Below are 25593 nucleotides of genomic sequence, written 5' to 3'. Positions count from 1 at the left end.
TGCCCGTCGCGAAGGGCCACAACGCATTGTCAGGCGCATTCCACGGAATGTTCCATTTAAAGAATTTCACCCTCGGGCGCACGGAAGGCCTTGCTGTAGTAGCCGGATTGGTCGAAACAGCAAACCTGCTTCTTGCCGGATGCAAGCATATCGCAAGCATCACCAATTCGTTTTGCGCGCGTCTTGAGTTGCTTGGCTGACGTAATCCAATGTATCCAGTCTACTCGTGCGATGGTCGTCGTATTGTTCCAAACCTTACGAGCCTCAGGAGTGGCTTCCAGAGCCTCCTGAAAATCGGCTGGGATGTCTGGCTCGGGTTCTTTCTTCACAGGGGTTAGCTCTAGTGTAACGACATCCCCAACGGCTATGCCTGCGGCTTCGAGTAACTCTCTACTGACCTGCAGCCAATGGCTCAGCTGACCATCCGGCTCAAGGGTCGCCTGGAAAGGGTGCCCATTGATTGTGCCTTCAACTGTCGTCCTTCCTCGCCTCGGAAGCTGTTCACTCGCGTCTCTTGGCAGTACTACGAACGCCCACGACGCATCATTATCCGGCTTAGCCGGACGAAGAAGCTTTGCTTCAAATCGGGATTTCACATCGATTGTTGTCATCGCAACTCCTCCAACTCATACGCCTAACTACTCACTCGCGGTATCACCTTCGGATTTAAACGCGACTTGGCCCTGAGAAAAGCGCGACATTGATAAGCCAGCATGGCTCAGCCCGTTCCGAACCCCACTCAGGCGGGGAACCGGGCTATCCAGTGCCTGGCAATCTCTTCGCGCCGGCAGATCCACACCGCGTCGTGGCCTTGCACGTAATCGAGAAAGCGCGCCAGCGCCATCGCACGACCGGGATGGCCACTGATCCGCCCATGCAGGCCGACGCTCATCATCTTCGGGTGTTGCGCGCCTTCCTGCCACAGCAGGTCGAACGCGTCCTTGAGCAGCCGGAAGAAGTCTTCACCGCAGGCGAAGCCGTTCGGCAGCAGATAGCGGGCGTCGTTGTTGACCAGTGTGTAAGGGATCACCAGGTGGGCGGGCGAGCCTGGGAGCCAATAGGGCAGGTCATCGTTGTAGGCGTCCGAGCTGTAGAGAAACCCGCCTTCCTCACGCAACAGGCGGCGGGTGTTCTGGCTGACCCTTCCTGTGTACCAACCGACGGGGCGTTTACCGCAGACCTGCTCGATCACGTCGAGGGTGAGGCGGATATGGTGCCGCTCCTGATCTTCAGGCATGTCGCGATAGTCCAGCCAACGGTAGCCATGCCCGGCAATCTCATGCCCGGCCGCGCAGAGCGCATGGCCGATCGCCGGGGTGAGTTCCAGTGCCCGGCCGACGGCGAAGGCGGTCAGCGGCAGGCCTCGGGCGCGGAACAGTTCCAGAATGCGCCACACCCCTGCGCGCGATCCGTATTCGTACATGCCCTCGACGCTCAAGTCCGGCTCCCCAACACGGGGCGGGCGGCCGGGTAGCTCGTGAAGCCAGGCTTCGGACTGGGGATCGCCATTGAGGACGCAGGATTCCGCGCCTTCTTCGATGTTGAGTACGAACTGGACGGCGACGCGCGCCTCACCGGGCCATCGCGGGTGGGGTGGACGGCCGCCATAACCGATGAGGTCGCGGGCGGACATCAGCCCAGCTCGAAGGTGGTGACGCCGAACACACGTTCGTGCGCGATCGCCGGAGGAGGGCCGAGGTACATGCGTGCGCAGCCGAACACCTCGGTCATGCCCTGTTGGCGCACGAGCGCCATGGCGGCGGGGTTGTTTTCCGGGGCATCGAGAAACAGCGGGCCACCTTGCGCAAATTCCGCCAGGCGCGCGTAGAGGGCATTGGCCGCTTGGGCGTCATCGGCGAACAAGGGGCCGATCTTGCAGCCTTCCCGGCAGCGCCTTATTACGCCATAGCCGCTCAGCCTGCCTTCGCGCCGACAACCCACGGCGAGTGCATCGGCCTGGGTTATCCACCCGCTCAGGAAGGTTGCGCGCGCGGCGGGGAAGCAGGTGCGGTCGTAATCGACCACCTGATCGAACGGGAAGGCGGCCAACGGGACGATGTCCTGGTCGTCTGCCTGGGAGGTCGTCGGGCGCTCGGTGATCTCGGCACGAAAACGCAGGTTGCGATGGGAGAAGACGAAACCACCCTTGGCGTAGTAATCCTGCATCGCGAAGACGCCGTCCATGCCGATGCTCGCGCCCGGGCGCAGGCGGGCGAGGAGCCGCTCGCGGCGTGCGTGCCAGAGGGTATTGCCCAGGCCCTGGCTGCGATACTCAGGCCGGACGATGAAAAAACCCATGAAACCGAATTCGCCATGGTAGGAGGTGATGGCGCCACCGCCGATCAATTCCTCGCCCCGGGACGCCGCGATGAAGGCGGCAGGGTCCGTGGCCCAGAACAGCTCGGCATCGTGAAGGCCGGGGTTCCAGCCCTCACGGGCAGCCCACTCGACGAGTTCGTCCAGTTCGGGACGGGTCATGTTGCGTATGACCAGCTGATTCGACACCGTGAAATTCTCCTCAGTCGCTAATCGAGCCTGTGGTCCATCTCCGCCCGGAACCCTTTCGGTATAGCTTCAAGCCGGGTAATGATCCAGCTCGTGATGTCGCCCTAAGGCGTTCACCGGGGCGCTTTCAAAAAGCGCTGTTCATGATCCGGATCCGGCAACAGGCAGGTGTCGTATTTCCCGAAGAGCCGATAGCGATTGAGCGCAATGCGGTTGTAGGCCCAATCTCGAAGTTGGCGAGGGATGATGCGCAACAGGTTCACAGGGCGCCAGATGGCGGGCAACTGGGCAAAGATTTCGAAAAATGCTTGGGAACGCTCCCAGTAGAATCGGTCGCGGATCACCGCCATGCTGTGGAATTGATCCATGGGCAAACCTGCCCAGGCGAGCAGCGCCTGCCCCTCGGGTGACTGAACCGCCGCCAACCGCACGCGCCGCTGGCGGTCATGGCGAATCACGAACCTCACCCAGCCATTGCACAGCTTGCAGACACCGTCGAACAACACCACCGTCTCACCGGGTTTGAGCAGCGGCGCGGGGGAGGGGAGGATTTTCGAGGCTGGCATGAGCGTGGGTCCAAGGGCGCCTGGGTATCCGCGATCATAACCGTGCGCCAGCGTTGAAGTCTGCAATTGGCTGATGGCCACAAGCGGACAGTTCTCTATGGCGACTGCAAAGGCTGGATTGCAGCGCTCCGGGAACCGGCGAACGCACTCGTGCCAAGCCAGCGCCACAAGTTTTCCGCATCCTGCACAGCGCCGTCTACACGCAGCTCCCGCGACTGAAGAACCTCCCTGGGTGTGCGGTCGCCAGTCCACACCTCGGTCAACGCGCGCACGCTAGAGTCTACGACGAGCGTGAGTTCGCGTCCGGGGTCATCGCGGCACAGATCTGCCACACCATGTTCGACCACAAGCCACCATTCTTTCTCGCCGGAGCGCGCGTCGCGGAACCTGAAGTGGATGACCACCGACCGGGACGGGAACATCTCGATGCGCGCGAACCGGCGCACGTCCCACATGAGCAGGCCCGCATCGAGTTCGTTATCGCGAAGGCGGCTACCTATCCAGCGTGCGCCCCAGTGGCCTAGCGCCATTATGATGGGGCGCAATTCCTCGCCTGCCTCGGTCAGGCTGTACTCCCAGACCTTGCCTGCGGCTGTGCGATGTACGACACCGATATCTTCCAGGTGGCGCAGCCGCTGTGCCAGCAAGCTGGTGGACATCCGTGGTACGCCGCGGTGCAGTTCATTGAAGCGCTTACTGCCACATAGCAGCTCGCGCACGACCAAAGGCGTCCAGCGCTCGCACAGTGCTTCAGCACCACGCGCGACCGTACAAAACTGACCGTAGCTTTCGTCCATCGCCTGTACTCCGCAACTACAACGCTTCAGTTTCTGAACTAGCCTCGCGACTTCGCCACGTGCACGCTCAAACCTGCGAAACCCACTGTCTCAGGAGAACGTCATGACCAAGATAGCCATCATTCAGCGGCCGCCAGTGCTGCTCGATCGCAGCGCGACGATCGCCCGAGCCGTGCAATCGGTCGCTGAGGCCGCGGCGGCGGGAGCCTCGTTGATTGTTTTACCCGAATCGTTCATTCCAGGTTACCCGTCGTGGATCTGGCGGCTGGCGGCGGGAAAAGACGGAGCTTTAATGGGCCAGTTGCACACGCGTCTGCTGGCCAACGCCGTCGATATCGCGAACGGTGACCTGAACGAATTGTGCGAGGCCGCCAGCGCTCATGCCGTGACAATCGTATGCGGCATCAATGAATGCGAGGGGCGTAATGGAGGCGGCACGCTCTACAACAGCGTAGTCGTTATCGGTACGGACGGCGAAGTGCTCAACCGGCATCGCAAGCTGATGCCAACGAACCCCGAGCGCATGGTCCACGGTTTCGGTGATGCGTCAGGGTTGCGTACGGTCGATACACCCGTCGGCCGCATTGGTACGCTCATCTGCTGGGAAAACTACATGCCCCTGGCGCGCTATTCATTGTATGCCCAGGGCGTGGAAATCTACGTCGCCCCCACGTACGACACCGGCGAGGGTTGGATCAGCACGATGCGTCACATTGCACTCGAAGGGCGATGCTGGGTGCTCGGCAGTGGCACCTCGCTGCGCGGCAGCGACATTCCCGATGACTTTCCGGCTCGCATGCAACTGTTTCCCGATCCGCAAGAGTGGATCAACGACGGCGACTCGGTGGTGGTCAACCCTCAAGGCCGGATCACAGCCGGTCCACTGCACCGAGAGACAGGCATTCTGTATGCGGACATCGACGTCTCACTCGTGGCGCCAGCGCGGCGCACGCTCGACGTCACCGGGCACTATGCGCGCCCTGACATTTTCGAACTGCAGGTGCGACGCACGCCGGCGACAGCGGTGCGCTATATCGACGGGTGAAAGTCACCAACGCTCAGGCGATCCATCTCAACTTCGACGGTATGCGTAACAACTGATGAAGGAGTCATTCCATGAGCATTCAAAGGTCTTACAAAGGCAGTTGTTTTTGCGGCGCAGTCGAGTTCACCGTCAGCGGTGAGCCGGCTGCAATGGGCTATTGCCATTGCGAGTCGTGTCGACATTGGTCAGCAGCGCCGGTCAATGCCTTCACGCTGTGGAAACCCGAGGCGGTGCAAATAACCCGGGGGGCTGACAACATTGGCACCTACAACAAGACACCGCAGAGTTATCGCAAGTGGTGCAAGCGTTGCGGCGGGCACCTCTTCACCGAACACCCGGGGATGGGGCTCATCGACGTGTATGCCGCCGTCATCCCGGATCTCGTGTATTCGCCAGGCGTTCATGTCCACTATCAGGAGGCCAGGCTGCGCATCAAGGATGGGTTGCCCAAGCTGAAGGATGTCCCCAGCGAATCAGGCGGATCGGGTGTCAGCGTGGATGAGTAGCGTCAGGTTTTCCAGACGCTGTGACGGGGCGCTATGGGTCGAGGGTGTGTAAAAACGTTTTTGAGTGCGACCGGTACTCAAAACCGGACTGGAAATCGCGCCTCTACGCGAAATCCCCATCTGCTGACGTGTCGATAAATTTCAGATTTAACGTAGATGCGCCCACTTCAATATTGGCGAAGCGTTTTTACACATTCTGGACCCAAAGCTGACGGTCACACTCGAATTCAGGGGGGGAGCCGTCATGTTGTCGAATGTGCCAGCTCCCTGCTAAAGGCTGTTTACGCCTGAGGTGTTACAGGTGGCCGCGACTGCGCAATCAGCCACTCGATGAAATTGCTTACTTCCTCACGATCGCGATTGCCTTCGCTGCACACGCAGTAATAGTTCTGCAAAGCCGGCACGGCAAGGGCGAGAGGCTGTACCAGTCGGCCTTCATCGAGATCGCGGGCGGACACAACCTCATCACTGAGTGCCACGCCGTACCCATCGCGAGCAGCTTGCAGAACCATGCCGAAATCATCGAAGTAAATATCCGAGTCACTCGATAGCCCAAATCGGGCCTCGGAAAGCCAGCGGCGCCACTGCGCGCCATCGTCTTCATGAAGTAAACGATAATGAGCCAGGTCGGACACGCTTCGAATGGCCTTGGGGCCACGCAATAGTTGGGGGCTACATACCGGTGTCATGCGGATCCCATGCACTAATCGCCACCAGAAGCCAGGCCAGGGAGGGACGCCGTAAATCACCGCCAGATCGGCGCGTCGCCAATCGACTGTATTGAAGTAACTTGCGGTGATGACATTCAACTTGATGTGTGGATTTTCATCCATGAACGCGAACAGCCGCGTGGCAAGCCAAGTTACGCCATGCACGCTGGGGATAGAAAGCGTCAGTTCGATTTTCTGCCGTTCTCCTGGATGTTTACTGGACAGCTGCCGCACCCCATCCTGGATTTCGCAAATCGCGTTGGCTACCCGATGTTGCAAGAGACGGCCATTGTCGGTCAGGACAAGTCGTCGACCTTTCTTCTCGAATAACTCCTTACCCAGCCCACTTTGCAGAACCCGAAGCTGCTGACTGATTGCGCCCGTGGTGACATGCAACTCCACTGCCGCCGCGGCGATATTGCCCAGTCGTGCGACACATTCGAATACCCGAAAACTATGGAGGGGAGGGAGCGCCATTGCTATACCTGTGTTTTAGTTTTTCTAAATAATAATCTTATAAAAAGTTTAGCTTGTTTGCCCTCTTTGTCGCCAGCACCATTGCGCTGCGTTACCGCATTGCTCCTCTAAACCATCAAAACAACAAGAGAAATGTCATGAACCAAGTAGCCGCAGTTTTCCTGGGTTTGGGTATGGCCAGCAGCTTGGCTGTTGCAGCTGATTTGAGCAGCACGAAACCTTCGTTCGTTCAGGGCGACACATTAAAAGTCTGTACTGCCGGCGAGTTTCCACCGATGGAGTTCTACGCCAAGCCCGGCGACACCCAGATGGTTGGTTTTGAGGTGGATGTCATGGCTGCGCTGGCCAAACACTGGGGCGTAAAACTCCAGTTGGTTGTGGGCGATTTCAAAGGTTTGTTGCCGTCTCTCGACTCAGAACGCTGTGATGTCGTTGCCAGCGGCATGACCCTTACCAGCGAACGTTTGAAGCGCTACGACGGTGTTGGCTATTTCAAATCGTCCAAGGTCATGGTGACGTCGGCACGGGATGAACAAACCCGCAAACCGGAGGATCTGAGCGGCAAGGTGATCGCTATCGAGGCGGGCACCACCTACGAGGAAACGGTGAAGGCTCTCAACAAACAACTGGTAGAAAGCGGTCGTAAGCCCATCAGCATGCAGACGTACCCGTCGGCTTCGGCGGTGATCCAGCAGGTTCTCGTAGGGCGAGCAACGGCGACGATCACCCAGGATACAACAGCGGCTTATCGTAGTACCCAGGTGCCAGGGCAACTACAGATTACCTATACCTATCCAGACGCTGAACTGTTTGGACTTTACCTGCGCAAGAACCCTGCCGATTTGCAACAACTCAACAATGCGCTGGGTGCCTTGCAGCAAAGTGGTGAGCTGAAAACGCTGCTCACCAAGTGGAATTTGCCGACCCAGTCGACAGACGTCCAATTGGCTCAGCAGTAAGGGTGAGCGTCATGGTGTTTGATTCTTCGTTATTTTTGGGCGCCGTATTCGGCTGGCCGCTGGCTAAAGGGGCGCTGTTGACCCTTGTGTTGTCGGTTGGCGTGATGGCGTTGTCGATGGTGGTTTCGCTGTTCACCGGCTCCTGTGCAACTTCGTCGCGGCGCGGCGTGCGCTGGTCGATGGCCAGTTATGTGTGGTTGTTCCGTGGTGCTCCGGCGTTGCTGGTCTTGCTGTTTATCTGGAATGGGCTACCGCAGCTGATCCCCAGTTTTCGTGGCGGCTGGTTCACGCCTTTTCTGGCGGCATTCATTGCTCTAACGCTAATACAGATCGCTTATCTGACCGAGATATTTCGCAGTGCATTTGCTGCGGTGAGCAGCGGCCAGCGCGAAGGCGCAGCGGCATTGGGTTTGCATCGATGGCAAGTGTTCATGCTGGTGGTGTTGCCGCAAGCCTTGCGTATTGCGCTACCCGCTTTGGTTAACGAGTTCATCTCACTGCTCAAGGCCACTTCCCTGGCGACCATTATCTCTTTGAATGAGTTGATGACCACCACCCAGTTTGCAATTGCCACGAGCTTTCAGTTCCTGGAGTGGTACAGCGCCGCGCTGGTTTACTACATGTTGCTGGTCTCGGTATTGACGGGCATGCAGATGCGCGTCGAGCGCGTTCTTTCCAACGGCTACCGCTAAGAGCGGTTTTCGGCAAAACAGGAGACACCATGAAACTGTCCATTGATACGCCAGTCAAGCTTGCCAAGACTCAGCCTACTGCGGTGGAAATTCGGGGGCTTGGCAAATGGTACGGAGCGTTCCAGGTACTGAAAAACGTTGATCTGGATGTCCAGCAAGGCGAACGTGTGGTCATTTGCGGGCCCTCCGGCTCCGGAAAGTCCAGCCTGATTCGCTGCATCAATCGCCTTGAAGAACACCAGGAAGGACGAATCGTCGTCGACGGTGTGGAGCTTACCGGCCAACTCAAACGCATCGACCGGGTGCGTAGTGAAGTGGGTATGGTGTTTCAGCATTTCAATCTATTTCCCCACCTCACTATCCTTGAGAACTGCACACTGGCGCCACGTTGGGTACGCAAGATGTCTCGCCGAGAAGCAGAAGAGCTGGCCATGCATTACCTGGAGCGGGTACGCATCCCGGACAAAGCCCATTGCTATCCCGCCAAACTCTCGGGAGGCCAACAGCAGCGAGTCGCCATTGCACGAGCCTTGTGCATGAATCCCCGGGTGATGCTGTTCGATGAACCGACCTCGGCGCTGGACCCGGAGATGATCAAAGAGGTGCTCGACACCATGGTTCAACTGGCGGAAGAGGGGATGACCATGGTGTGTGTTACCCACGAAATGGGATTTGCTCGCAAGGTGGCCGACAAGGTTGTCTTCATGGACGCAGGTCAAATCGTCGAGTGCGGTTCCCCTGATCAGATATTCACCCAGCCAAGCCACGAACGCACCCAGCGATTTCTTGGCCAGCTTCTGCATTGAGGTGGCCCATGAGGGATGAATGGTACGAAAGGCAGGACCTGGGCAATGGCATCACTCGCTTGAGCGAGCCTCATGTGCACCGCTACTTTGCCGCCAACCTCTTTCACGTGCGAGGGCGCGATGCAGATCTGGTGATTGATTTTGGCATGGGGTTGGTTCCCTTGCGACCGGCCCTGACTCTGGAAGAAGGTAAGCGGCTTGTTGCGGTGGCTACCCATATTCATGCCGATCATATCGGCGGTTTCCATGAGTTCGAAACACGACTCGGGCACCCTGCCGAGGCGGAACATTTTGCCCGGATGGTTGATCAGGAGACTTTGGCTCATGTGTTTCGCAGCTTGCCTGGCGCAGTGCAGCAATCACCGTGCCTGAACTGGACGCCTGAGCACTATTGCATCAGGCCGGCTCCATTGACCCAAACTGTGGAGGAGGGAGACATCATCGATCTGGGAGACAAACAGCTGCGGGTACTTCATTTACCCGGCCACTCTCATGGTTCCATCGGCCTGTTCGACGAATCGGCAGGTGTACTTTTCAGTGGTGACGTCATCTATATCGGTGGTCTGGTCGATAACCTGCCCTGCTCGAATCAGGCTCTTTACCGTCAGACGATGCAACGTTTGATCGATCTGGAGGTGCAGTGCATTCACGGAGGGCATGGCGCGGCAATGTCCTCCGAGCAGATGAAAGCGATCGCGAGGCATTATCTTCAGGGAACATCAGCCAAGGCAACGCTCTGATCGGGCGGGTTATCGACGAACGTGTTATTTCCGCCCTTGGCATCGCATTACCGCAAACGATTGTCCTTTGACCATTGCTGCCGTTCATAAAGGACAGCCATTGGCCGAATGCTGTCTGTTGTGAACAGGGCGATTGACTGTGGATTCAACCGATCGCAAGTGACGCAAGAATCCCTCGATGACTATTCCAGGTACCGTCCGGGAAGGGTAAGTCCAATGCTTTGCCTCAGGGAAGAGGACCGGCATTGGCCACCCTGCGGGCGAGCCCCTGTAGCGCTCGTCTGCAGTCCTTAAAACAGCCTGGTGATTTCATTCAGGATCCGATCCTGGGTTTGAGTACTTGGCCTGTGGCGATAAGCTACGGCGAGAAAAGCAACGCCTTCGTAGTCGCAGCGAATCGCAAAAGTCATGCCTTCACGCAACCCATAGACTGATCTGTCTCCTGCTTCAACAAAATATCTCGCTTTTGTAAGAGCCGCTCTGGCGTGCTGAAGGCAACCCGTTTGGCTAAGTGAGTGTTGCAGCCAACTGGTTGTGATTCGCACAGACGACGTCTCGCTGTCATCGACAGGTGGTCGAGTAATTTCTTTAGTCGCTGCAGTCATGTTCTCGTCGCTGGTGCAAGCGGTCAGCCCCATTGAGATAACACCCAGTAAAAAACCAGAACGAACTCTTGAATGCTTGAGTGGATTTCGCATGGTGGGGCGTACCTGTGATGATCTGCAATGAATGAAGTGTCAGGCCGCACTTGCCGGTTTCAGTGCTGCCCTCAGGACTGCGGGTCGAACCCGAAGACGCGCAGTTCCTGGTCACAGCGACAGGCCTTGGCGAGGCGCGCTGCCCACGCTATGGCTTCATCGCGCGAAGTCAGTTCCAGCACAGTGAAACCGCCGTCGAGCGTGGGCGCCCAAGGATAGCCGCCCATTGCAACCGCGCCGTCAGCCGAGACGAGTATGGGCGGTACGCCGTCGTCGATTCCGCCGCCGAAGACGTAGACACCGGCGGTTTTCGCCTCATCAATCACAGCGTGTGAGTCGCGGCGCACCGCTCCCCATTCGCCATCGGGCACAACCATCGCCGCGCTTGGAAAAGAGATCAGGTATTTGGCCACGGTGCCTCTTCCGGGAATTGATGGCGGTCGTGATGCCTGCAGGCGGCATGCACCGTCCAATGGACTCGCTGGCTGCTCGGGCAAGCGTTTAAAGGCTAGCGCATTGGGCCACCGCAAGGCTGCCGCTCGTCGGCGACAGTTCCTGGCCGACAGCTGCCTGTCGTGAGGGACTGAAAACGACCATGGCAGTCAGCCATTTGATGCCTGCAAAAGGTGATTGATTCAAACCCCGGAGTTCCCAAGCGACGGTCATTCAGGGGGCAGGGCGGAGCGTTCGATTTCCCCTTGCAGCAACGCCAGGGCCCGATCAAAGTCGAAGCGCTCAAGTTGCTGCGCCACCCGGTTCAGACGCCTGGCCAATGCATCACCGAGAGACAGCCGCCGTAACTCATCAAGCGCCTCAATGGCTGCGGTGTCACTCTCGGCCAATAATTGCTCGAGCCGGGTGAGCCGGTCACTGAGCTCCGCCTCGGGCTGCGGCGGCTGCGCCCCTGAAGCCGTTTGTTCCTCGGGCAAAAGGGCCAGCGCGCTCAATACGGGGATCAAACACCGCCTGACCTCGGTCAAGTGAGCTTGCACTCCATCGCTCGGCTCGCCAGTCCGGCACGCTTGCTCCAGCCGTGCTGCAGCCTGTGCCAGCGCCTTGGCGCCGATGTTCCCCGCGTTACCACGCAACGTGTGAGCCATTCGAACAGCCGCCGTCGGATCGGCATCGGTGATTGCCGTTTTGAACTGTTCGACGAAGTTCTTCTGGGTCCCATGGAATGTGCGCAACAGTCGCAAGTAAAGGGCCGTCTTGCCCGAACAGGCAGCCAGTCCGGCGACCTGATCGATACCTGCAAGCTCGGCGGGCAACTGTCCGGATGTCTCGGCAACGGTCACCTCCCGCGCCCGGCCGCCACGCCCGGGCCGTGGCTTGATCCACCTGGCCAGCGTGGCGAACATGCCGTCTACGTCCAATGGCTTGGACAGGTGGTCATTCATGCCGCAGGCCAGGGCGCGTTCGCGGTCCCCGGCCATGGCGTCGGCGGTCATGGCGATGATCGGCAACGCCGCGAAGTCCGATTGCTGGCGAATCCTGCGGGTCGCGGTATAGCCGTCCATCACCGGCATCTGGCAGTCCATCAGCACACCGTCGAAATCGCCGTCCCGGGCCAACCTGTCGAGTGCCTGTTGGCCATCATCTGCCAGCTCGAGCTCGATGCCTGCCTCTTGCAACAAGTCGCACGCCAGCTCCCTGTTCAGTTCGTTGTCCTCCACCAGCAGCAGGCGCGCACCCTTCAGGCGTGCCATGTTGTCAGCGCTCTGCTCGTTGCGCTCATGGGCGCGGGTACCGGTTTGCGGCACTTTGCCGAACACTGTGCCTAAGGCTTCCAGCAAGGTGGACGGAGTGACCGGCTTGGTCAGCACCACCGGCAGATGGACGTCCTGGTGCCTGGCCTGTTCAAGTAACTCCTCGCGATCAAGGGCGGTGACCATGATGACTGACGGTGTGCGTGCCAGGTTGGCGCAGCGCATCTGGCGGACCGTCTCCACCCCATCCATGCCCGGCATCCGCCAGTCCATCAGGACCAGGTCGAAAGGCAGTGAATCTTTCTCGGCCTGCGCCAGCATGCGCAAGGCCATGCGACCACTTTCGGCGACGTCCACTTCGACACCGAAGCTGTGCGCCATGCCCGAAAGAATTTCCCGGGCACTGGCGTTGTCATCGACCACCAGCACGCGGATGCCCAGCAGCTCATCGGCGGTGAACATGCGTCGCGCAGGAGCATCTGCCTGCATGTCCAGACTCACGCAAAAGTGAAACGTCGAACCACTTCCCAGCACACTTTCGACCCAGATGCGGCCTCCCATCATCTCCACCAGGCGCTTGGAGATCGCCAGTCCCAGGCCGGTCCCTCCGTACTTGCGAGTCGTGGAACTATCGGCCTGGATGAAAGACTGAAAAATTCTCTGGCATTGCTCTTCGCTCATGCCGATGCCCGTGTCGCGCACCCAGAAATGCAGCTCGGCCTTGCCCTCGTCACTCCCGAGGCGCTCGATACCCAGCACGATTTCACCCTGTTCGGTGAACTTCGTCGCGTTGTTGCCCAGGTTGGCCAGGACCTGGCCCAGCCGCAACGGGTCGCCAATCAGTGCGGTCGGCAAATCGGCAACCGTGCTGTAGAGCAGCTCCAGGCCTTTATCCTCGGCCCTCAGGCCCACCACGTTGGTGAAATTCTCCAGCACGTCTTCCAGGCGGAACGGAATACGCTCCAGGTCCATCCTGCCGGCTTCGATCTTGGAGAAATCGAGGATGTCGTTGATGATCCCCAGCAGGTTCTCCGCCGAGCGATGCACTTTCACAATGTAGTTGCGTTGCCGGTTATCGAGGTTGGTGCGCAGCGCCAGGTGACTCATGCCGATAATGGCATTCATCGGCGTGCGGATTTCATGGCTCATGTTGGCGAGGAATTCGCTTTTGGCCCGTGTCGCCTCTTCGGCGATCTCCCGGGCGTGCTGTACTAGCGCCTCGGCGGCCTTGCGGTCGGTGATGTCGTAATACCAACTGGCGCTGATGTTGCGCTCACCGAGTGTCAGGGGGACGGCCGAGAGCAAGACCTCGAAACGCTTTCCACCATCGCGCTGCAGGCTGGCCTCGAAGTTTAAAACCGCGCCCTTGGCGGCCGCGTCCAGGAAGCGGCCGCGCGCTTGTGCATCGCACCAGAAGCGACTTTCGTCCATCTCGCCAAGTTGCTCGCGGCTGACGCCGAACAGGCCCTCCAGCTCCGGGTTGCAGTAGCTCAGGCGGCCATCATCGCCACGGATCAGCATGGCCACCGGACTGCTGTCCAATACTGCACGCAACTGCGTTTCGCTGGATTTGAGTGCCGCTTGCATCTGCCGTCGCTCGCTGACATCACGAACCGAAGCGCAGATACAGGTGCCTCGCCCCTCCAGAAGCGGCAAGTGCGACAGGCCGATCTCCACGGAAAACTGGCTGCCATCCTTGCGAAGGCCTTTGAGGTCATCCAGTTTCGCGCCCATCTGCCGGGTGCTGCCATGGGCGATGAAGCCATTGCGCAACGTCACATGCCGGCCGCGCGCCGCATCAGGCACCAGCCGCTCGATGGTCTCGCCCACCAACTCACCCGTGGCATAACCGAACAGCGTGTCCAGTTGCGGGTTGGTGATCAGGATTTCGCCCTCGGCATTGATGACGATCATGCCGTCCGGTGCCGCCTCGAGGATCGCGCGATACCAGGCCTTGGTGGCACGCAACGCAGTCTGTTGTGCCTCCAGCTCCTTCGATTGAAGCTCAAGCCGCAAGGCCTGCTGACCCATTTCGTCGGCCTGGCGCCGGGTCTCGCTCAGCAAGGATTGCACCGCCAGATGACGCTCCATCACCGCCATGGCTCCGGCCAGGCGTGGCATGGCCTCCTGCAACAGCGACTGTTCACGGGCCCCCAGCGGTTGATGACCCGCCAGCTCGAGCACACCGAGCAGACGTTCACCGCGCAATACCGGCTGCACCAGCAGATAGCTGGCCGGCACTTCACCCAACTGCGAATGCAACCGTCCGAGCGGCTGCGTCAGCCCCTGCAATTCACGGGGCGCTCGATCCAGCGCGCATTGCCCTAGAAGCCCGGCTCCCAGAGCCACCGTCGGCGCCGGCGGGTAATCGGGATCGGTCGCGTAACCGCCAATCAGCTGCAGGCTTTCATCCTGCTCTTGCACGCTATAGAGCACGCCCCGGCAGATGCCGAGCATGTTCGCCATATGGCGCAAAAAGACCTGGGCCAGCTCGCGTGGCGTTTCCGCTTGTGGCAAGTCAGCCTGGAGTTGCTCGGTTTGCGCCTTGACCCAGCGTTGGCGTTCCAATTGTTGCGACTCGGTCTGCAGCGTCGCGATTGCACGCGCCAGATCACCGGTTTCATTTTGCAGATCGGTATGGGGAATCGTCCCGTCCAGTCGGCCGGCGGTCAGCTCGTCAACGGCGGCGCGAACCCGGTAAAGGGGCAGGCGAATCGAACGGCTGATCAACCAGCCCATCAACAGCGCCAGTGTCAGGCCGCCGAGCAGCAATTGATAGGTGAGCCGGGTGCTGCGCCCGGCAAATTCTGCGATCTGTTTGGCCGTATTATGAATGGACGCCTGTTTGATTTGCGCCATCTGCTTGAGCAAGTTGTCCCCTCGCTCATCCACCCCCTGGAACCCGATGCTATTGATCAGCCGCAAGGCTTGCGCTTGCTCCCCTTTATCGGCCAGTTCCAGTGCTGTCTCACCGTCGTGCAGCAAACGCTTCAACAAAACCTCGAAGGTGGCGAATCGCTCTTGATTTTCCTCGCGCCAGAGGGTCGGTTGTGTTTGCAGCAACGCTTCTTGAAGATGTTGTCGAGCCTCACGAAATTGCTCGACGCCCTTGCTACGATCATCTTCGCTGCTGCTGCCGACGGCATGCTGCAATCCCTGCATGAGATGCGACATCTGCACCCGCGCTTCCTGCAAGGGTTCAATACCCGCTAACTCATGCTGGTACAGCCTCTGCATATCCGCTTTCAACAAATCCTGGGTACGCAGGCTCTGCACGCCGAGCACCAGAACCAGCGCCCCTAGCGTCGCGAAGCCGAGGATCAGCTTGATACGAAGAGGCAGACGTTCAAGTTGAGCGAGTACTCGGGTCATGGCAATTCCCGCTGATGAAAAACCGGCGCGTTGACCGTTCAGGGTTTCTGGAGAGTGCGTTGCAGGTCGACCAGCATGGCCATGTCCTGATCGCTGTCGGCAAAGCGCTCGGCAATGACATGGAATTGCTCGGCGTTGGCAAGGAAGGCATCACAGACGTCTGGGTCGAAGTGGCTCGCGCGCCCCTGCCGAATGATCTCCACGGCCTGTTCATGCGGCATTCCAGCCTTGTACACACGACGACTGATCAGTGCGTCATAGACATCTGCAACCGCCATCAATCGGGCACTCATAGGGATTTCTTCGCCAACCAGTCCCTGCGGGTAGCCGCTGCCATCCCACTTCTCCTGGTGGCTGTAGGCGATTTCCTTGGCCATGCGCAGAAAGTCCACCGAAAGGCCCAACTGATCCTCGGCACGCTGAATGGCATCGCGCCCCAGGGTGGTGTGGGTCTTCATGATTTCAAATTCTTCCGGGGTGAATCGCCCCGGTTTAAGCAGGATGTGATCAGCAATGCCGATCTTGCCGATATCGTGCAGCGGTGCCGACCTGAACAGCTGGCGGATGCTGTCATCGTCCAGGAACGGATTGAAACGCGGATGATCGCGCAACAGTTCAGCCAGCAGCCTGACGTAGTGTTGGGTACGACGGATGTGGTTGCCCGTCTCGTTGTCGCGGGTCTCTGCCAGCGAAGCCATCGCCTGGATAGTGACATCCTGAATGGCTACCACCTCACGGGTACGGCGCTGGACTTCCTGTTCGAGGAAGTCGTTCTGATCGCGAAGGAAGTCAGCCGCGGCCTTGATCTTCAGTTGGGTCTGCACCCGGGCCAGGACCAATGGCGGACTGATCGGCTTGGTGATGTAGTCGACCGCGCCCAGCTCCAGGCCCTGGATTTCGTTTTCCATTGACGCCAGGGCAGTGAGAAAAATGATCGGAATATGGCGGGTGCGCGGATCTTGCTGCAGCAGCCGGGCGACGTCATGACCCGACAACCCCGGCATCATGATGTCGAGCAGGATCAGATCCGGCAGTGGATTGTTTTGCAGCACGCGCAACGCCGTTTCGCCGCAGTTGGCGGCCTTGACCCTATACCTGTCCTTGAGCAGGTCGGTCATCAGCATCAAGTTGTCTGGTGTGTCATCGACCACCAGAACGGTGGCCGCAGGATAAACATCCTGTTCAATTCCCATGTCTTTTGGCTCCGCTGCCCTATGAAGGACTGCGCAAAGTCCCTCCATTGCAGACAAGCGTAGCTCTATTCATCGCAATTGCTGATGGAGAATCAAGGCAGCTCAATAGCCGCCCTCGGAAAACACGGAATTGCGAAACACCCGCTGAACGATTCAGCCAATCTGTTGCAACGACCGGTTGAATCCACAGCCGATAGCGACCGCTGATCGAGAAGATTCGCTTGAGCCATTCCCCCGCCCGGCGTATTACCTGTTGCGGGTTATGCGCCCCAGGGCACTAGCGATGGTTGCGATAGCGTTCGGTCAAGGACTGCACGAGGGTGACGTAGGATTGCGTCTCGGCGTAGGGGGGCACCCCGTTGTACTCGACCACGGACGCTTCGCCGGCGTTGTAACCTGCCAACGCCAGCACCTGGTTGCCGTTGAAGCGCTTGAGCAGCCAGGCCAGGTAGCGCACGCCGCCACGAATGTTCTGTCGTGCGTCGAACGGATCGTCCACGGCGAAACGCGCGGCGGTGGCAGGCATCAACTGCATCAGCCCCTGGGCGCCAGCTTCGGAAATGGCGTAGGGGCGAAACGCCGATTCGGCATGTATCACTGCGCGGACCAGCGCCCGGTCGACACCATAAAGGCCCGAAGCGGCTTCGATCTCCCGCCGATAGGATTGGGTGTCCAGGCGCAGTGAGGCGACCTTGAAATCCTTCGGCGCCTTGCACAGGTAGCAGCCCTTGATGAAATAGAGATCGATGACATCGACCCGTGCGGAAATCCCGACGGGGCGGCGGCTCACATATTGACGAACACCCCTGTGGATGAAGGTGAACACCCGAACCCGCACCGCGTCTGAGTTATCGTCCCGCACAACCCGTGGCAGGGCCTTTGCCTTGGCGCCGACACCCGTGCCCGCCATGCCATTGAGGCGAGTGCAGCGGGCGCTGGCGATGGCTTGGCTGCTGTAGCTGATGGCTCCGTCCCTGGCCTGGCATTTGTACATGGCGCTGGCGCACAGTGGAGCGACCAGCAAGGTCAGCCCGATGCAGCCAAGAAGGCTCTTGCAAGCCCATCGCCATGCTCTGCAACTCATCACATCGCTCCGCGCCGCAGGCGCCGATCAGGCTTGGGGCGCTCGGTCCGGGCGCTGCCGTTGGAGGGCCTGTTCCGGGTGACCCGCCTTTTGTTCTGATAGTTATACCCCTTGTTACCGGCCTTGGAACTTGCGTTGACGTACGGGCTGCCTGGACCCAGAGCTGCCTGTCGCAGTCACTCTGAATAAACCAGCAAGCCCAACAGGAATTAATGAATTGAATTTAATAATGTAGTGATTTTGAGTTAACCAACGCCTGTTGCTCACTTCGTATATTCCAGCCACACGCCGGCTGATCTCCCTTCGAAGGCGCACGAAAATAAAAGGTGGAGTTGACGATGAACACTTACAAAATTGCAGCGGTTCCTGGTGACGGTATCGGCGTGGAGGTGATCGACGCGGGTGTTGAAGTGCTCAAGGCACTGGCCGAATGCCTGGGTACCTTTGCCCTGGACTTCAAGCACTTTGACTGGAACTCTGACAACTTCCTGAAAAACGGCCACTACATTCCCGAAGGTGGCCTGGAAGAACTCAAGACATTCGATTCCATTTTCTTTGGCGCCGTGGGGGCGCTGAATGTGCCGGACCACGTCTCCCTCTGGGGGCTGCGCCTGCCGATCTGCCAAGGCTTCGACCAGTACGCCAACGTGCGTCCGGCTCGCGTGTTGCCGGGTGTAAAAAGCCCACTGAACAACGGCCACGAGATCGATTGGGTGGTGATCCGCGAAAACTCCGAAGGCGAGTACTCCGGCAACGGTGGCCGGGTGCATCGGGGCTTGCCGGAAGAGGTGGCTACCGAGGTTTCGGTGTTTACCCGTGCCGGTGTCGAGCGAATCCATCGCTTTGCCTTCGAGCTGGCGCGTACCCGGCCACGCAAGCACCTGACCATGGTCACCAAATCCAATGCCCAGCGCCATGGCATGGTGCTGTGGGATGAGATTTTCTACGAAGTGGCGAAGGACTTCCCTGACGTGAAAATCGACAAGGAGCTGGTAGACGCCGTGACCACCCGCATGGTGCTCAAGCCATCCACCCTGGATGTGATCGTGGCCACCAACCTGCACGCCGACATTCTCTCGGACCTGGCTGCTGCGCTGTCGGGCAGCCTGGGCATCGCGCCCACCGCCAACCTCAACCCGGGCAAGAAATTCCCGTCGATGTTCGAGCCCATCCACGGCTCCGCCTTTGACATCACCGGCAAAGGCGTGGCCAACCCGATCGCGACCTTCTGGACCGCCGCCATGATGCTCGAACACCTGGGCGAGGTGCAGGCATCGCGTCAGTTGATGTCGGCCATCGAAGCCGTGACCGAGGCGGGCGTGCATACCCCTGACCTGGGCGGCACGGCCACCACTCGCCAGGTGACCGATGCAGTCATTGCGCTGCTGCGGCGTTAAACACTTCCTGATCGTGCTATTGCGCCACGGGGGCCGGTCACTCGAACCGGACTCCCGGGCATTTCCTGACAACAATAAAAATTCAGGGTCCGCCATGAAACGCATACTCGGCAAACTCTATGTACAAGTACTCATCGCCGTCGTACTCGGCGCTATCGTCGGGGTGCTGTTTCCCGAAACAGGGACAGCGCTCAAACCCATCGGCGACGGCTTCATCAAACTGATCAAGATGCTCCTCGCCCCGGTGATCTTCCTGACAGTGGTCAGCGGCATCGCACGCATGGAAAACATGAAGGAACTGGGGCGCGTGGGCGTGCGCGCATTGCTCTACTTCGAAGTGGTGTCCACCTTGGCCCTGGCCATCGGCCTGATCGTGGTGGATGTGTTCAAGCCTGGTGCCGGCATGAACATCGACCCCAAGGCACTGGACACCTCCAGCATTGCCACCTACACCACCCAGGCACCGCACAACTCGTTCATGGATTTCATCCTGAGCATCATTCCGGACACCATCGTCGATGCTTTCGCCAAGGGGAATGTGCTGCAGATCCTGCTGTTCTCTATCCTGCTCGGCGTAGCCCTGGCCAATGCCGGTCCCCGCGCCAGGATCTTCATCGACGTCATCGACAGCCTCATGCGCGGCATGTTCAACATCGTCAACATGGTGATGCGTCTGGCGCCCCTCGGCGCGTTCGGGGCCATTGCTTTCACCATCGGTAAATACGGTTTCGGCTCGATGTTCTCGTTGGGCAAGCTGATGGCCTGTGTGTACCTGACCTGCGTGGTGTTCGTGATCTTCGTGCTAGGGCCGATCTGCCGCTACAGCGGGTTCAGCTTGTGGAAGTTCCTGCGCTACATCAAGGAAGAGCTGTTCACCGTACTGGGCACCAGTTCCTCGGAGTCGGTGCTGCCACAGATGATCACCAAAATGGAACAGGCAGGGTGCTCCAAGCCGGTGGCCGGCATGATGATTCCCGCCGGGCTGAGCTTCAACCCGGACGGCCAGGCCATCTACTACACCATCGCCGCCATCTTCATCGCTCAGGCGACCAACACGCCATTGACCTTGACCGACCAGTTGATTGTCCTGGCGGTGTTGATGTTTACCTCCAAGGGTTCGGCGGGGGTGAGTGGCTCGGGCTTCATCATCCTCGCCGCGACGCTGGCCTCCCTGGGCAACATTCCGGTGTCAGGCATGGTGCTGCTGCTGGGCGTCGATCGATTCATGTCCGAGGCCCGCGCCATCACCAATACCATCGGCAACGGGGTAGGGTGCCTGGCCATTGCGAAGTGGGTGGGGGCGCTGGATACAGCGCGGCTGAAACGGGTACTCGATGGTGAAGAGCAGGTGGTGGAGGAGGTGGCAGCCGCCAAGGCCCCGAGCTTCACCTTGCAGCCTGAAAATGCCCATCCATTGGGTGGTGTGAAAACAGCCTCCCACATCTGATCGAAAGGTCGTCATTGAGCTGTCGATTTCCCCGTGGAGTCGACAGCTTTTTTTATCCGCGGTCTTCGATGTTATCGATCTGCTTGAAGCGCTCGATCAGAAAGTCGATCAGGCTGCGTACCCGGGCTGACAGGTGCAGTTGCTGCGGGTAAACCGCATACACGTCTGCGCGGGTGGGGGTATGGTCCTCCATCACCAGACGCAGCCGCCCGCTGCGCACATAGCGGGCGATGTCCCACTCGGCGCGCAGCAGCACACCGTAACCCTCCAGCGCCCAGTTCAGGGCGACCTCACCGTCGTTGCAACCCAGGGCCCCGCGAACCTTGATGCTCTCGGTCCGCCCGCCGTTGTTGAAGTTCCATACACCGTAGGGAGATTCGTTCTGTCGAATGAAAATGCAGTTATGGTTTTGCAGGTCGGAGAGTTTCTCCGGGGTCCCATGCTTATCCAGATAAATCGGCGAAGCGCACAGCAAGCGTCGGTTTGAGGCAATTTTGCGGGCATGTAGCGCAGCGTCCGGCAGCGTGCCGAAGCGAATGCCCAAGTCGAAGCCGTGGGTGGCGAGATCCAACGGGTGGTCACTGATTTCCAGCTGGATTTCCACCTCCGGATAACGGGCGTAGAAAGCCGCCAGCGCAGGACCGATATGCCGGCGACCGAAACCCAGCGATGCGTTCACCCGGATCAGCCCCTTGGGTGTGGCGCGGCTGCTGCAGACCAGCTGCTCCATTTCGTCGACCTGGGTAAGAATGCGCGCGGTATGCGCGTAATACAGTTCACCCTCGGGGGTAAGGCTCATGGAGCGGGTAGTGCGGTTGACAAGCTGAACCCCCAGCCGTGCTTCCAGCGAAGCCAGGCGTTTACTGACGGCCGGTGGCGTCACGCCAAGCTCCCTGGCGGTGGCGACCAGGCTGCCCTGTTTAGCCAGCAGGAAGAAAAAACCCAAGTCCTGGGTGTTCGTCATTCATGACTCCAGATTAATTATCGCGTTGTTTTACGCTAAACCATCGCTTGCGTTTCAATACATATACTCCAGCCGATCCTGCGCGAAAAGCCTTTGTGTCTATGCCGTTTTCGCAGGCGTGAGCGATTGGCCGGGCACGAGCCGTGAGGATCGCGGGCCTGGTTTTTCCGCAGAGGAGGGTGGTTGAAGGACGTGCAGTCCAGGAGTGCCAGGAAGGCTCAGGGCATTTGCAGGAAAGGGTGTTGCTGAGGGCATTACGGGGGATCGGGAAGCACAACCTGTGGCGAGGGAGCAAGCTCCCTCGCCACAGGTGATCTGTTTGTACTTAAGTGAACAAAATTACCTACCCGCGGATCATTTAATGAAGCGTACCTGGGCGTTGATCTTCTCGATGATCGAGCCTTTGCGCTCGTTGAAGCGCACCTTGTTCTGTTCGAAGAGGTTGTTGCCCTTGGTGTCGATGGAAATGATCAGTGGGCCGAACTCGCGTACCCGGTTCACCCAAAGGGTTTCCGGCATGCCCAGGTCCTGCCACTCGGCGCGCTCGATTTCCTCCACCTTGGTGGCGGCCAATACCGCGCAACCACCCGGGAACACCGCATGCACCGCCTTGTTTTCCAGGCAGCCAGCGGTTGTTTCAGGCCCCATGCCGCCTTTGCCGATGATCAGTTTGACCCCGGTTTGTTCGATAAACTGCTTCTCGAATTTTTCCATGCGCATGCTGGTGGTCGGCCCGATGGACACCATCTCGAAGTTGCCATCATCTTTCTTGCGCACGATGGGGCCGGCATGGAATATCGCGCCACCGCGCAAGTCTACCGGTAGCTCGCGCTTGAGCTCGATCAGGCGGCGGTGCGCCACGTCACGGCAGGTCACCAGTTGGCCTGTGAGGTACACCACGTCACCGACGTTCAGACCGGCCAGGTCCTCGTCCTTGATAGGGGTATTAAGGACTTTGATCACAGTACTACTCCTTCATGGGAGAGGATGTCGTAGGACAGGTCGGCGTTGATGCGGATCTTGCCGCGCCGATGTGCCCAGCAACCGGTGGACACGGCCACGCCAATGGTGGAAGGGTGACGCGCCGATGACTCGATGTTCACCCCCATCACACTGCTGTTACCGGTCAGGCCCTGTGGGCCGATGCCCACCTCGTTCAACCCTTCCTCCAGCAATTGCTCCATGAGTGCCGCGCTTTCGTTCGGGTGGCTGGAGTCCACCGGGCGCAGAATCGCCCGCTTGGACAAACGGGCAGCCGTCTCCACCGACGTCGAGACGCCCACGCCAACCAACAGCGGCGGGCAGGCATTGACGCCGCGCGACGTAATGACGTCAAAGACAAACTCGGTGATGCCTTCATAACCCTGACCAGGCATCAACACCTTCGCCGAGCCAGGCAACGTGCAACCGCCACCGGCCATGTACACATCGATCAAGGCATAGTCGGCATCCGGAATGATCTCCCAGTCCAGCCACGGAATCTTCGAGCCAGTGTTGGTGCCGGTGTTCTTCTCAATAAAGGTCTCCACTGCGTTATGGCGCAGGGGGCCCTTGATGGTGGCCTCGCGCGTGGCGTTTTCGAGGATGCTCTCCAGCTCGCCCAACAGCGGGAACCGGGCGCCAGCGCTGATGAAGTACTGAATCACCCCAGTGTCCTGACAGCTGGGCCGATCCAGCTTGTCGGCGTAGTCCTGGTTCTCGGCCATGGAGTCATAGACAGCAATGGCCAATGGATTGGTTTCCGCTGCGCGCAACTGGGCGGTCTTTTTCTTCACGTCGGTGGGCAGGCGCTTGCCGATATAGGCCGTGAACTTGGCCATCACATCAGTCAGCGAATCAACGGCTGAGTCTTTATCCACTTTGGTTTCCTCACTGCATCTCAAGGCTTGTTTTTTTGTTTTGGAGCTTTTGGTTGTGCGAAAGGACGCCGGCATGCCCAAGGGGCAATTCCATATAATGAATGTGGTTAAGGCGCTGAATTAAAATTATCAGCTGAGCTAAAAGGATTGAATGGGGTCTTGGTTATTACACTGTTTACTTGAAGTTAATTATCTGGGGTGAAGTCGAGAGGCGGTTTGTGGGGTTGGAAAGACGCGTGAAATGGCTTTTAACGAGGGATGTGAGGTGTGAATCGGGCATGGGGTAGAAGGTGAGAACCTGGCATCTCAACTGTGGGCATCGATTTTGATGGATTGCATTTGATCGCAAGCTGACGGCGGCTCAGAGGGGAGGCGTTGCGAGTAGATCGGGAGGGGATGGCTTCTTCGGTTGAAATCGATGAAGCATTGCTGGTGGCCTGAATGGATGCTACTGGCCCAGAGTGTGTAAAAACGCTCATGGTCTTCATCGTCTTGGATCCTGTGCTTTCAACGTGCAGCCCTGGCATTTCGAGCTCCAGTAACGGTGCAGATTCAGGCTTTTTTCAACGTAGGAGTAGGGTCAGATCAGCGCCTCGCCAGGGGGGCAAATGTATTCGTTTTTTGCCGCGTCATAGATGAAGGCATCGTTATTGAAGCGCCCGTCAACCTTGGCTCCAGAGGTCATCGGTTTGGGCACATGGGCGGTGATGCAGGCATCGTGACAAGCGAGGATTTGTTCGCTTTTGAAGTAACCTCGGTCCGCCACTACCGACAACGTTTCTGACACTATCGCCTCGCGGGCCTGCTTGGCCATTGAACTGAGTTGATCGCGGTCGGAACCAACGTTGCTCAGAGACTCTCGGGAAGTAAGGTGCCTTGGCCTCGATGTTCACCTCGGATGATGACCGCTGAGGCAGTGAAAGTTGCTCAGCCCCTGCGGTTAGCTCATCGATCTGTGGCGTCGTCATTTGAGCGTAACAACGACCTTGCCCTTGGCGCGTCCCTGCTCGACGTACTTCAACGCCTCTGCCGTTGATTCAAAGGTGAAGGAGCGATCAACCACAGGCTTGATGATTCCGTCCTCAACGAGCGCGGTGATTTGTTGCAGTTGAGCGCCATTGGCCCGCATGAACACGAACCCATAGCTGACATCCTGCTTGCGCGCTTTGCGACGAATGCCAAGGCTCAGCAGGCGCATGACTTGCTGCAATGGCCAGGACAACCTTTGCTCCTGCGCGAACTGTGCAGTGGGTGGGCCTGAGATGGAAATGAGCTGGCCGCCGGGCTTGAGGACCTTGAGTGACTTCTCCAGTACATCGGCGCCGAGGCTGTTCAACACCACGTCATAGTCGTACAGGACACTCTCGAAGTTCTGCTGTGTGTAGTCGATCACTGCATCGGCCCCGAGTGCCTTCACCCATTCGACATTCGCGGTGCTGGTGGTGGTCGCGACAAAGGCGCCGAGGTGTTTGGCGAGCTGGATGGCGAGGGTGCCGACGCCGCCGGAGCCGGCGTGGATCAGTATTTTCTGGCCCTTTTTCAGTTGGGCGGTTTCGACCAGCACTTGCCAGGCGGTCAGTGCAACCAAGGGGAGGGACGCGGCTTGTGCCATGGTGGTATTGGCGGGTTTGCGTGCAACCGCGTTTTCGTCCACAGCGATCAATTCGGCGAACGTTCCGATCCGTGCTTCAGGCGGGCGAGCGTAGACCTCGTCTCCCGGCTTGAACCCCGTCACCTGTGCTCCAATCCGAACCACTACGCCGGCCAGGTCATTGCCCAGCACCAGCGGAAATGCATAGGGCAGGATCAGTTTGAATTCGCCTTTGCTGATCTTCGAATCCAGCACGTTGACGCTGCTGGCGTGTACCTCGATCAAGACGTCGTGGGCGCCCACCACGGGGGCGGGCACTTCGCCAATGCGCCCGTTATTCTTGCCATAGCGATCAATTAGAAATGCCTTCATCGTGGTGCGGCTCTTGTCGGTTGGAGGGAGGGCTGACTCTTATCCACATCTCCGAGCCCACGAGAAGTAGTGGAATCTCGTATGCCCACTTCTGCTTGAAAAACAAA

Annotated in this window: 23 protein-coding genes and 1 pseudogene; 8 read left to right on the top strand and 16 right to left on the bottom strand. The window is 58.9% G+C overall.

Annotation, left to right across the window (positions count from 1 at the left end):
* Nucleotides 1-56: 56 nt before the first annotated feature.
* The 5 genes from Q8X48_RS20720 to Q8X48_RS20700 form a co-directional block, all read right to left on the bottom strand.
* Nucleotides 57-611, bottom strand: coding sequence for a YdeI/OmpD-associated family protein (locus Q8X48_RS20720; protein WP_407801805.1), 555 nt, complete (start codon nt 609-611; stop codon nt 57-59).
* A 128-nt stretch (nt 612-739) separates the two neighbouring features.
* Complete coding sequence (gene puuE / locus Q8X48_RS20715) at nt 740-1633, bottom strand: allantoinase PuuE (RefSeq protein ID WP_407801803.1); 894 nt, start codon at nt 1631-1633, stop codon at nt 740-742.
* Nucleotides 1633-2505 (bottom strand): GNAT family N-acetyltransferase, encoded by an 873-nt coding sequence (locus tag Q8X48_RS20710; protein WP_407801802.1) that lies wholly within the window; start codon nt 2503-2505, stop codon nt 1633-1635. The genes puuE and Q8X48_RS20710 overlap by 1 nt, the downstream gene beginning before the upstream one ends.
* A gap of 113 nt (nt 2506-2618) precedes the next feature.
* A complete protein-coding gene (locus tag Q8X48_RS20705; protein WP_407801880.1) occupies nt 2619-3071 on the bottom strand; it encodes a thiol-disulfide oxidoreductase DCC family protein in 453 nt (150 codons plus the stop codon).
* 95 nt (nt 3072-3166) lie between these two features.
* A complete protein-coding gene (locus tag Q8X48_RS20700) occupies nt 3167-3868 on the bottom strand; it encodes a winged helix-turn-helix transcriptional regulator (RefSeq protein WP_407801801.1) in 702 nt (233 codons plus the stop codon).
* A 103-nt stretch (nt 3869-3971) separates the two neighbouring features.
* Here Q8X48_RS20700 and Q8X48_RS20695 point away from each other — a divergent pair, with 103 nt between their 5' ends.
* Both Q8X48_RS20695 and Q8X48_RS20690 read left to right on the top strand, forming a co-directional pair.
* A complete protein-coding gene (locus tag Q8X48_RS20695) occupies nt 3972-4913 on the top strand; it encodes a carbon-nitrogen hydrolase family protein (protein ID WP_407801800.1) in 942 nt (313 codons plus the stop codon).
* A 71-nt stretch (nt 4914-4984) separates the two neighbouring features.
* A complete protein-coding gene (locus tag Q8X48_RS20690) occupies nt 4985-5419 on the top strand; it encodes a GFA family protein (RefSeq protein ID WP_407801799.1) in 435 nt (144 codons plus the stop codon).
* A 281-nt stretch (nt 5420-5700) separates the two neighbouring features.
* On the opposite strand, the gene Q8X48_RS20685 is transcribed toward Q8X48_RS20690, so the two are convergent.
* Nucleotides 5701-6606 carry a LysR substrate-binding domain-containing protein gene (locus Q8X48_RS20685; RefSeq protein ID WP_407801798.1) on the bottom strand — a complete coding sequence of 302 codons (906 nt, stop codon included), beginning with the start codon at nt 6604-6606 and terminating at the stop codon, nt 5701-5703.
* Nucleotides 6607-6743: 137 nt separating this feature from the next.
* On the opposite strand from Q8X48_RS20685, the gene Q8X48_RS20680 reads away from it, so the two are divergent.
* Genes Q8X48_RS20680 through Q8X48_RS20665 form a run of 4 tightly spaced genes read left to right on the top strand, consistent with a single transcriptional unit; the run spans nt 6744 to nt 9803 of the window.
* Complete coding sequence (locus Q8X48_RS20680) at nt 6744-7565, top strand: ABC transporter substrate-binding protein (protein WP_407801797.1); 822 nt, start codon at nt 6744-6746, stop codon at nt 7563-7565.
* A complete protein-coding gene (locus Q8X48_RS20675) occupies nt 7517-8257 on the top strand; it encodes an amino acid ABC transporter permease (RefSeq protein WP_407801796.1) in 741 nt (246 codons plus the stop codon). Before Q8X48_RS20680 ends, Q8X48_RS20675 begins: the two co-directional genes overlap by 49 nt.
* 29 nt (nt 8258-8286) lie before the next feature.
* Nucleotides 8287-9063, top strand: a complete 777-nt coding sequence (locus tag Q8X48_RS20670; protein WP_407801795.1) for an amino acid ABC transporter ATP-binding protein — start codon at nt 8287-8289, stop codon at nt 9061-9063.
* 8 nt (nt 9064-9071) lie between these two features.
* Nucleotides 9072-9803, top strand: a complete 732-nt coding sequence (locus tag Q8X48_RS20665) for an MBL fold metallo-hydrolase (RefSeq protein WP_407801794.1) — start codon at nt 9072-9074, stop codon at nt 9801-9803.
* 290 nt (nt 9804-10093) lie between these two features.
* Here the strand turns inward: Q8X48_RS20665 and Q8X48_RS20660 are convergent, their stop codons facing one another.
* The 5 genes from Q8X48_RS20660 to Q8X48_RS20640 all read right to left on the bottom strand — a co-directional run bounded on the left by Q8X48_RS20660 (nt 10094) and on the right by Q8X48_RS20640 (nt 17856).
* Entirely contained in the window at nt 10094-10501 is a 408-nt protein-coding gene (locus tag Q8X48_RS20660) for a hypothetical protein (protein ID WP_172435749.1), read from the bottom strand.
* 71 nt (nt 10502-10572) lie between these two features.
* Nucleotides 10573-10914: a YciI family protein gene (locus tag Q8X48_RS20655; protein ID WP_407801792.1), complete on the bottom strand. Its 342-nt coding sequence runs from the start codon at nt 10912-10914 to the stop codon at nt 10573-10575.
* A 249-nt stretch (nt 10915-11163) separates the two neighbouring features.
* The gene (locus Q8X48_RS20650; RefSeq protein WP_407801791.1) at nt 11164-15579 is read right to left on the bottom strand and encodes a response regulator; all 4416 of its coding nucleotides are present in this window, start codon (nt 15577-15579) and stop codon (nt 11164-11166) included.
* A 38-nt stretch (nt 15580-15617) separates the two neighbouring features.
* A complete protein-coding gene (locus Q8X48_RS20645; RefSeq protein ID WP_407801790.1) occupies nt 15618-16772 on the bottom strand; it encodes an HD domain-containing phosphohydrolase in 1155 nt (384 codons plus the stop codon).
* A gap of 277 nt (nt 16773-17049) precedes the next feature.
* Complete coding sequence (locus tag Q8X48_RS20640; RefSeq protein ID WP_407801789.1) at nt 17050-17856, bottom strand: lytic transglycosylase domain-containing protein; 807 nt, start codon at nt 17854-17856, stop codon at nt 17050-17052.
* 338 nt (nt 17857-18194) lie between these two features.
* Between Q8X48_RS20640 and Q8X48_RS20635 the strand changes: the two genes are divergently transcribed.
* Together Q8X48_RS20635 and Q8X48_RS20630 are read left to right on the top strand one after the other, a co-directional pair.
* Nucleotides 18195-19253 carry a tartrate dehydrogenase gene (locus Q8X48_RS20635; RefSeq protein WP_116582194.1) on the top strand — a complete coding sequence of 353 codons (1059 nt, stop codon included), beginning with the start codon at nt 18195-18197 and terminating at the stop codon, nt 19251-19253.
* A gap of 94 nt (nt 19254-19347) precedes the next feature.
* Nucleotides 19348-20700: a dicarboxylate/amino acid:cation symporter gene (locus tag Q8X48_RS20630; RefSeq protein WP_007972982.1), complete on the top strand. Its 1353-nt coding sequence runs from the start codon at nt 19348-19350 to the stop codon at nt 20698-20700.
* Nucleotides 20701-20752: 52 nt separating this feature from the next.
* On the opposite strand, the gene Q8X48_RS20625 is transcribed toward Q8X48_RS20630, so the two are convergent.
* The 5 genes and pseudogenes from Q8X48_RS20625 to Q8X48_RS20605 all read right to left on the bottom strand — a co-directional run bounded on the left by Q8X48_RS20625 (nt 20753) and on the right by Q8X48_RS20605 (nt 25486).
* Nucleotides 20753-21664: a LysR family transcriptional regulator gene (locus tag Q8X48_RS20625; protein ID WP_407801788.1), complete on the bottom strand. Its 912-nt coding sequence runs from the start codon at nt 21662-21664 to the stop codon at nt 20753-20755.
* Nucleotides 21665-22018: 354 nt separating this feature from the next.
* A complete protein-coding gene (gene ttdB, locus Q8X48_RS20620; protein ID WP_007972978.1) occupies nt 22019-22627 on the bottom strand; it encodes a L(+)-tartrate dehydratase subunit beta in 609 nt (202 codons plus the stop codon).
* Nucleotides 22624-23523, bottom strand: a complete 900-nt coding sequence (ttdA, locus tag Q8X48_RS20615) for a L(+)-tartrate dehydratase subunit alpha (RefSeq protein WP_008004557.1) — start codon at nt 23521-23523, stop codon at nt 22624-22626. The genes ttdB and ttdA overlap by 4 nt, the downstream gene beginning before the upstream one ends.
* A gap of 499 nt (nt 23524-24022) precedes the next feature.
* Nucleotides 24023-24370 (bottom strand): annotated as a pseudogene (locus Q8X48_RS20610) (IS5/IS1182 family transposase); the annotation flags it as partial.
* Between the two features lie 117 nt (nt 24371-24487).
* Nucleotides 24488-25486 (bottom strand): NADP-dependent oxidoreductase, encoded by a 999-nt coding sequence (locus Q8X48_RS20605; RefSeq protein WP_407801879.1) that lies wholly within the window; start codon nt 25484-25486, stop codon nt 24488-24490.
* Between the last annotated feature and the right edge of the window lie 107 nt (nt 25487-25593).

This window comes from Pseudomonas sp. QLc11A (assembly GCF_052112305.1).
GTDB classification, from domain to species: Bacteria; Pseudomonadota; Gammaproteobacteria; order Pseudomonadales; family Pseudomonadaceae; genus Aquipseudomonas; species Aquipseudomonas laurylsulfatiphila.
Note: the sequence above shows the minus strand (reverse complement) of the source record. Positions and strands in the feature narration are given on the sequence as shown.

Coding starts and splice junctions, on each gene's coding strand:
- Q8X48_RS20650 (WP_407801791.1), bottom strand. CDS start 15,579: ATGACCCGAGTACTCGCTCAACTTGAACGTCTGCCTCTTCGTATCAAG.
- Q8X48_RS20720 (WP_407801805.1), bottom strand. CDS start 611: ATGACAACAATCGATGTGAAATCCCGATTTGAAGCAAAGCTTCTTCGT.
- Q8X48_RS20635 (WP_116582194.1), top strand. CDS start 18,195: ATGAACACTTACAAAATTGCAGCGGTTCCTGGTGACGGTATCGGCGTG.
- Q8X48_RS20700 (WP_407801801.1), bottom strand. CDS start 3,868: ATGGACGAAAGCTACGGTCAGTTTTGTACGGTCGCGCGTGGTGCTGAA.
- Q8X48_RS20640 (WP_407801789.1), bottom strand. CDS start 17,856: ATGAGTTGCAGAGCATGGCGATGGGCTTGCAAGAGCCTTCTTGGCTGC.
- Q8X48_RS20645 (WP_407801790.1), bottom strand. CDS start 16,772: ATGGGAATTGAACAGGATGTTTATCCTGCGGCCACCGTTCTGGTGGTC.
- Q8X48_RS20690 (WP_407801799.1), top strand. CDS start 4,985: ATGAGCATTCAAAGGTCTTACAAAGGCAGTTGTTTTTGCGGCGCAGTC.
- Q8X48_RS20665 (WP_407801794.1), top strand. CDS start 9,072: ATGAGGGATGAATGGTACGAAAGGCAGGACCTGGGCAATGGCATCACT.
- Q8X48_RS20680 (WP_407801797.1), top strand. CDS start 6,744: ATGAACCAAGTAGCCGCAGTTTTCCTGGGTTTGGGTATGGCCAGCAGC.
- Q8X48_RS20685 (WP_407801798.1), bottom strand. CDS start 6,606: ATGGCGCTCCCTCCCCTCCATAGTTTTCGGGTATTCGAATGTGTCGCA.
- Q8X48_RS20670 (WP_407801795.1), top strand. CDS start 8,287: ATGAAACTGTCCATTGATACGCCAGTCAAGCTTGCCAAGACTCAGCCT.
- Q8X48_RS20695 (WP_407801800.1), top strand. CDS start 3,972: ATGACCAAGATAGCCATCATTCAGCGGCCGCCAGTGCTGCTCGATCGC.
- Q8X48_RS20705 (WP_407801880.1), bottom strand. CDS start 3,071: ATGCCAGCCTCGAAAATCCTCCCCTCCCCCGCGCCGCTGCTCAAACCC.
- puuE (WP_407801803.1), bottom strand. CDS start 1,633: ATGTCCGCCCGCGACCTCATCGGTTATGGCGGCCGTCCACCCCACCCG.
- Q8X48_RS20625 (WP_407801788.1), bottom strand. CDS start 21,664: ATGACGAACACCCAGGACTTGGGTTTTTTCTTCCTGCTGGCTAAACAG.
- Q8X48_RS20660 (WP_172435749.1), bottom strand. CDS start 10,501: ATGCGAAATCCACTCAAGCATTCAAGAGTTCGTTCTGGTTTTTTACTG.
- Q8X48_RS20605 (WP_407801879.1), bottom strand. CDS start 25,486: ATGAAGGCATTTCTAATTGATCGCTATGGCAAGAATAACGGGCGCATT.
- Q8X48_RS20630 (WP_007972982.1), top strand. CDS start 19,348: ATGAAACGCATACTCGGCAAACTCTATGTACAAGTACTCATCGCCGTC.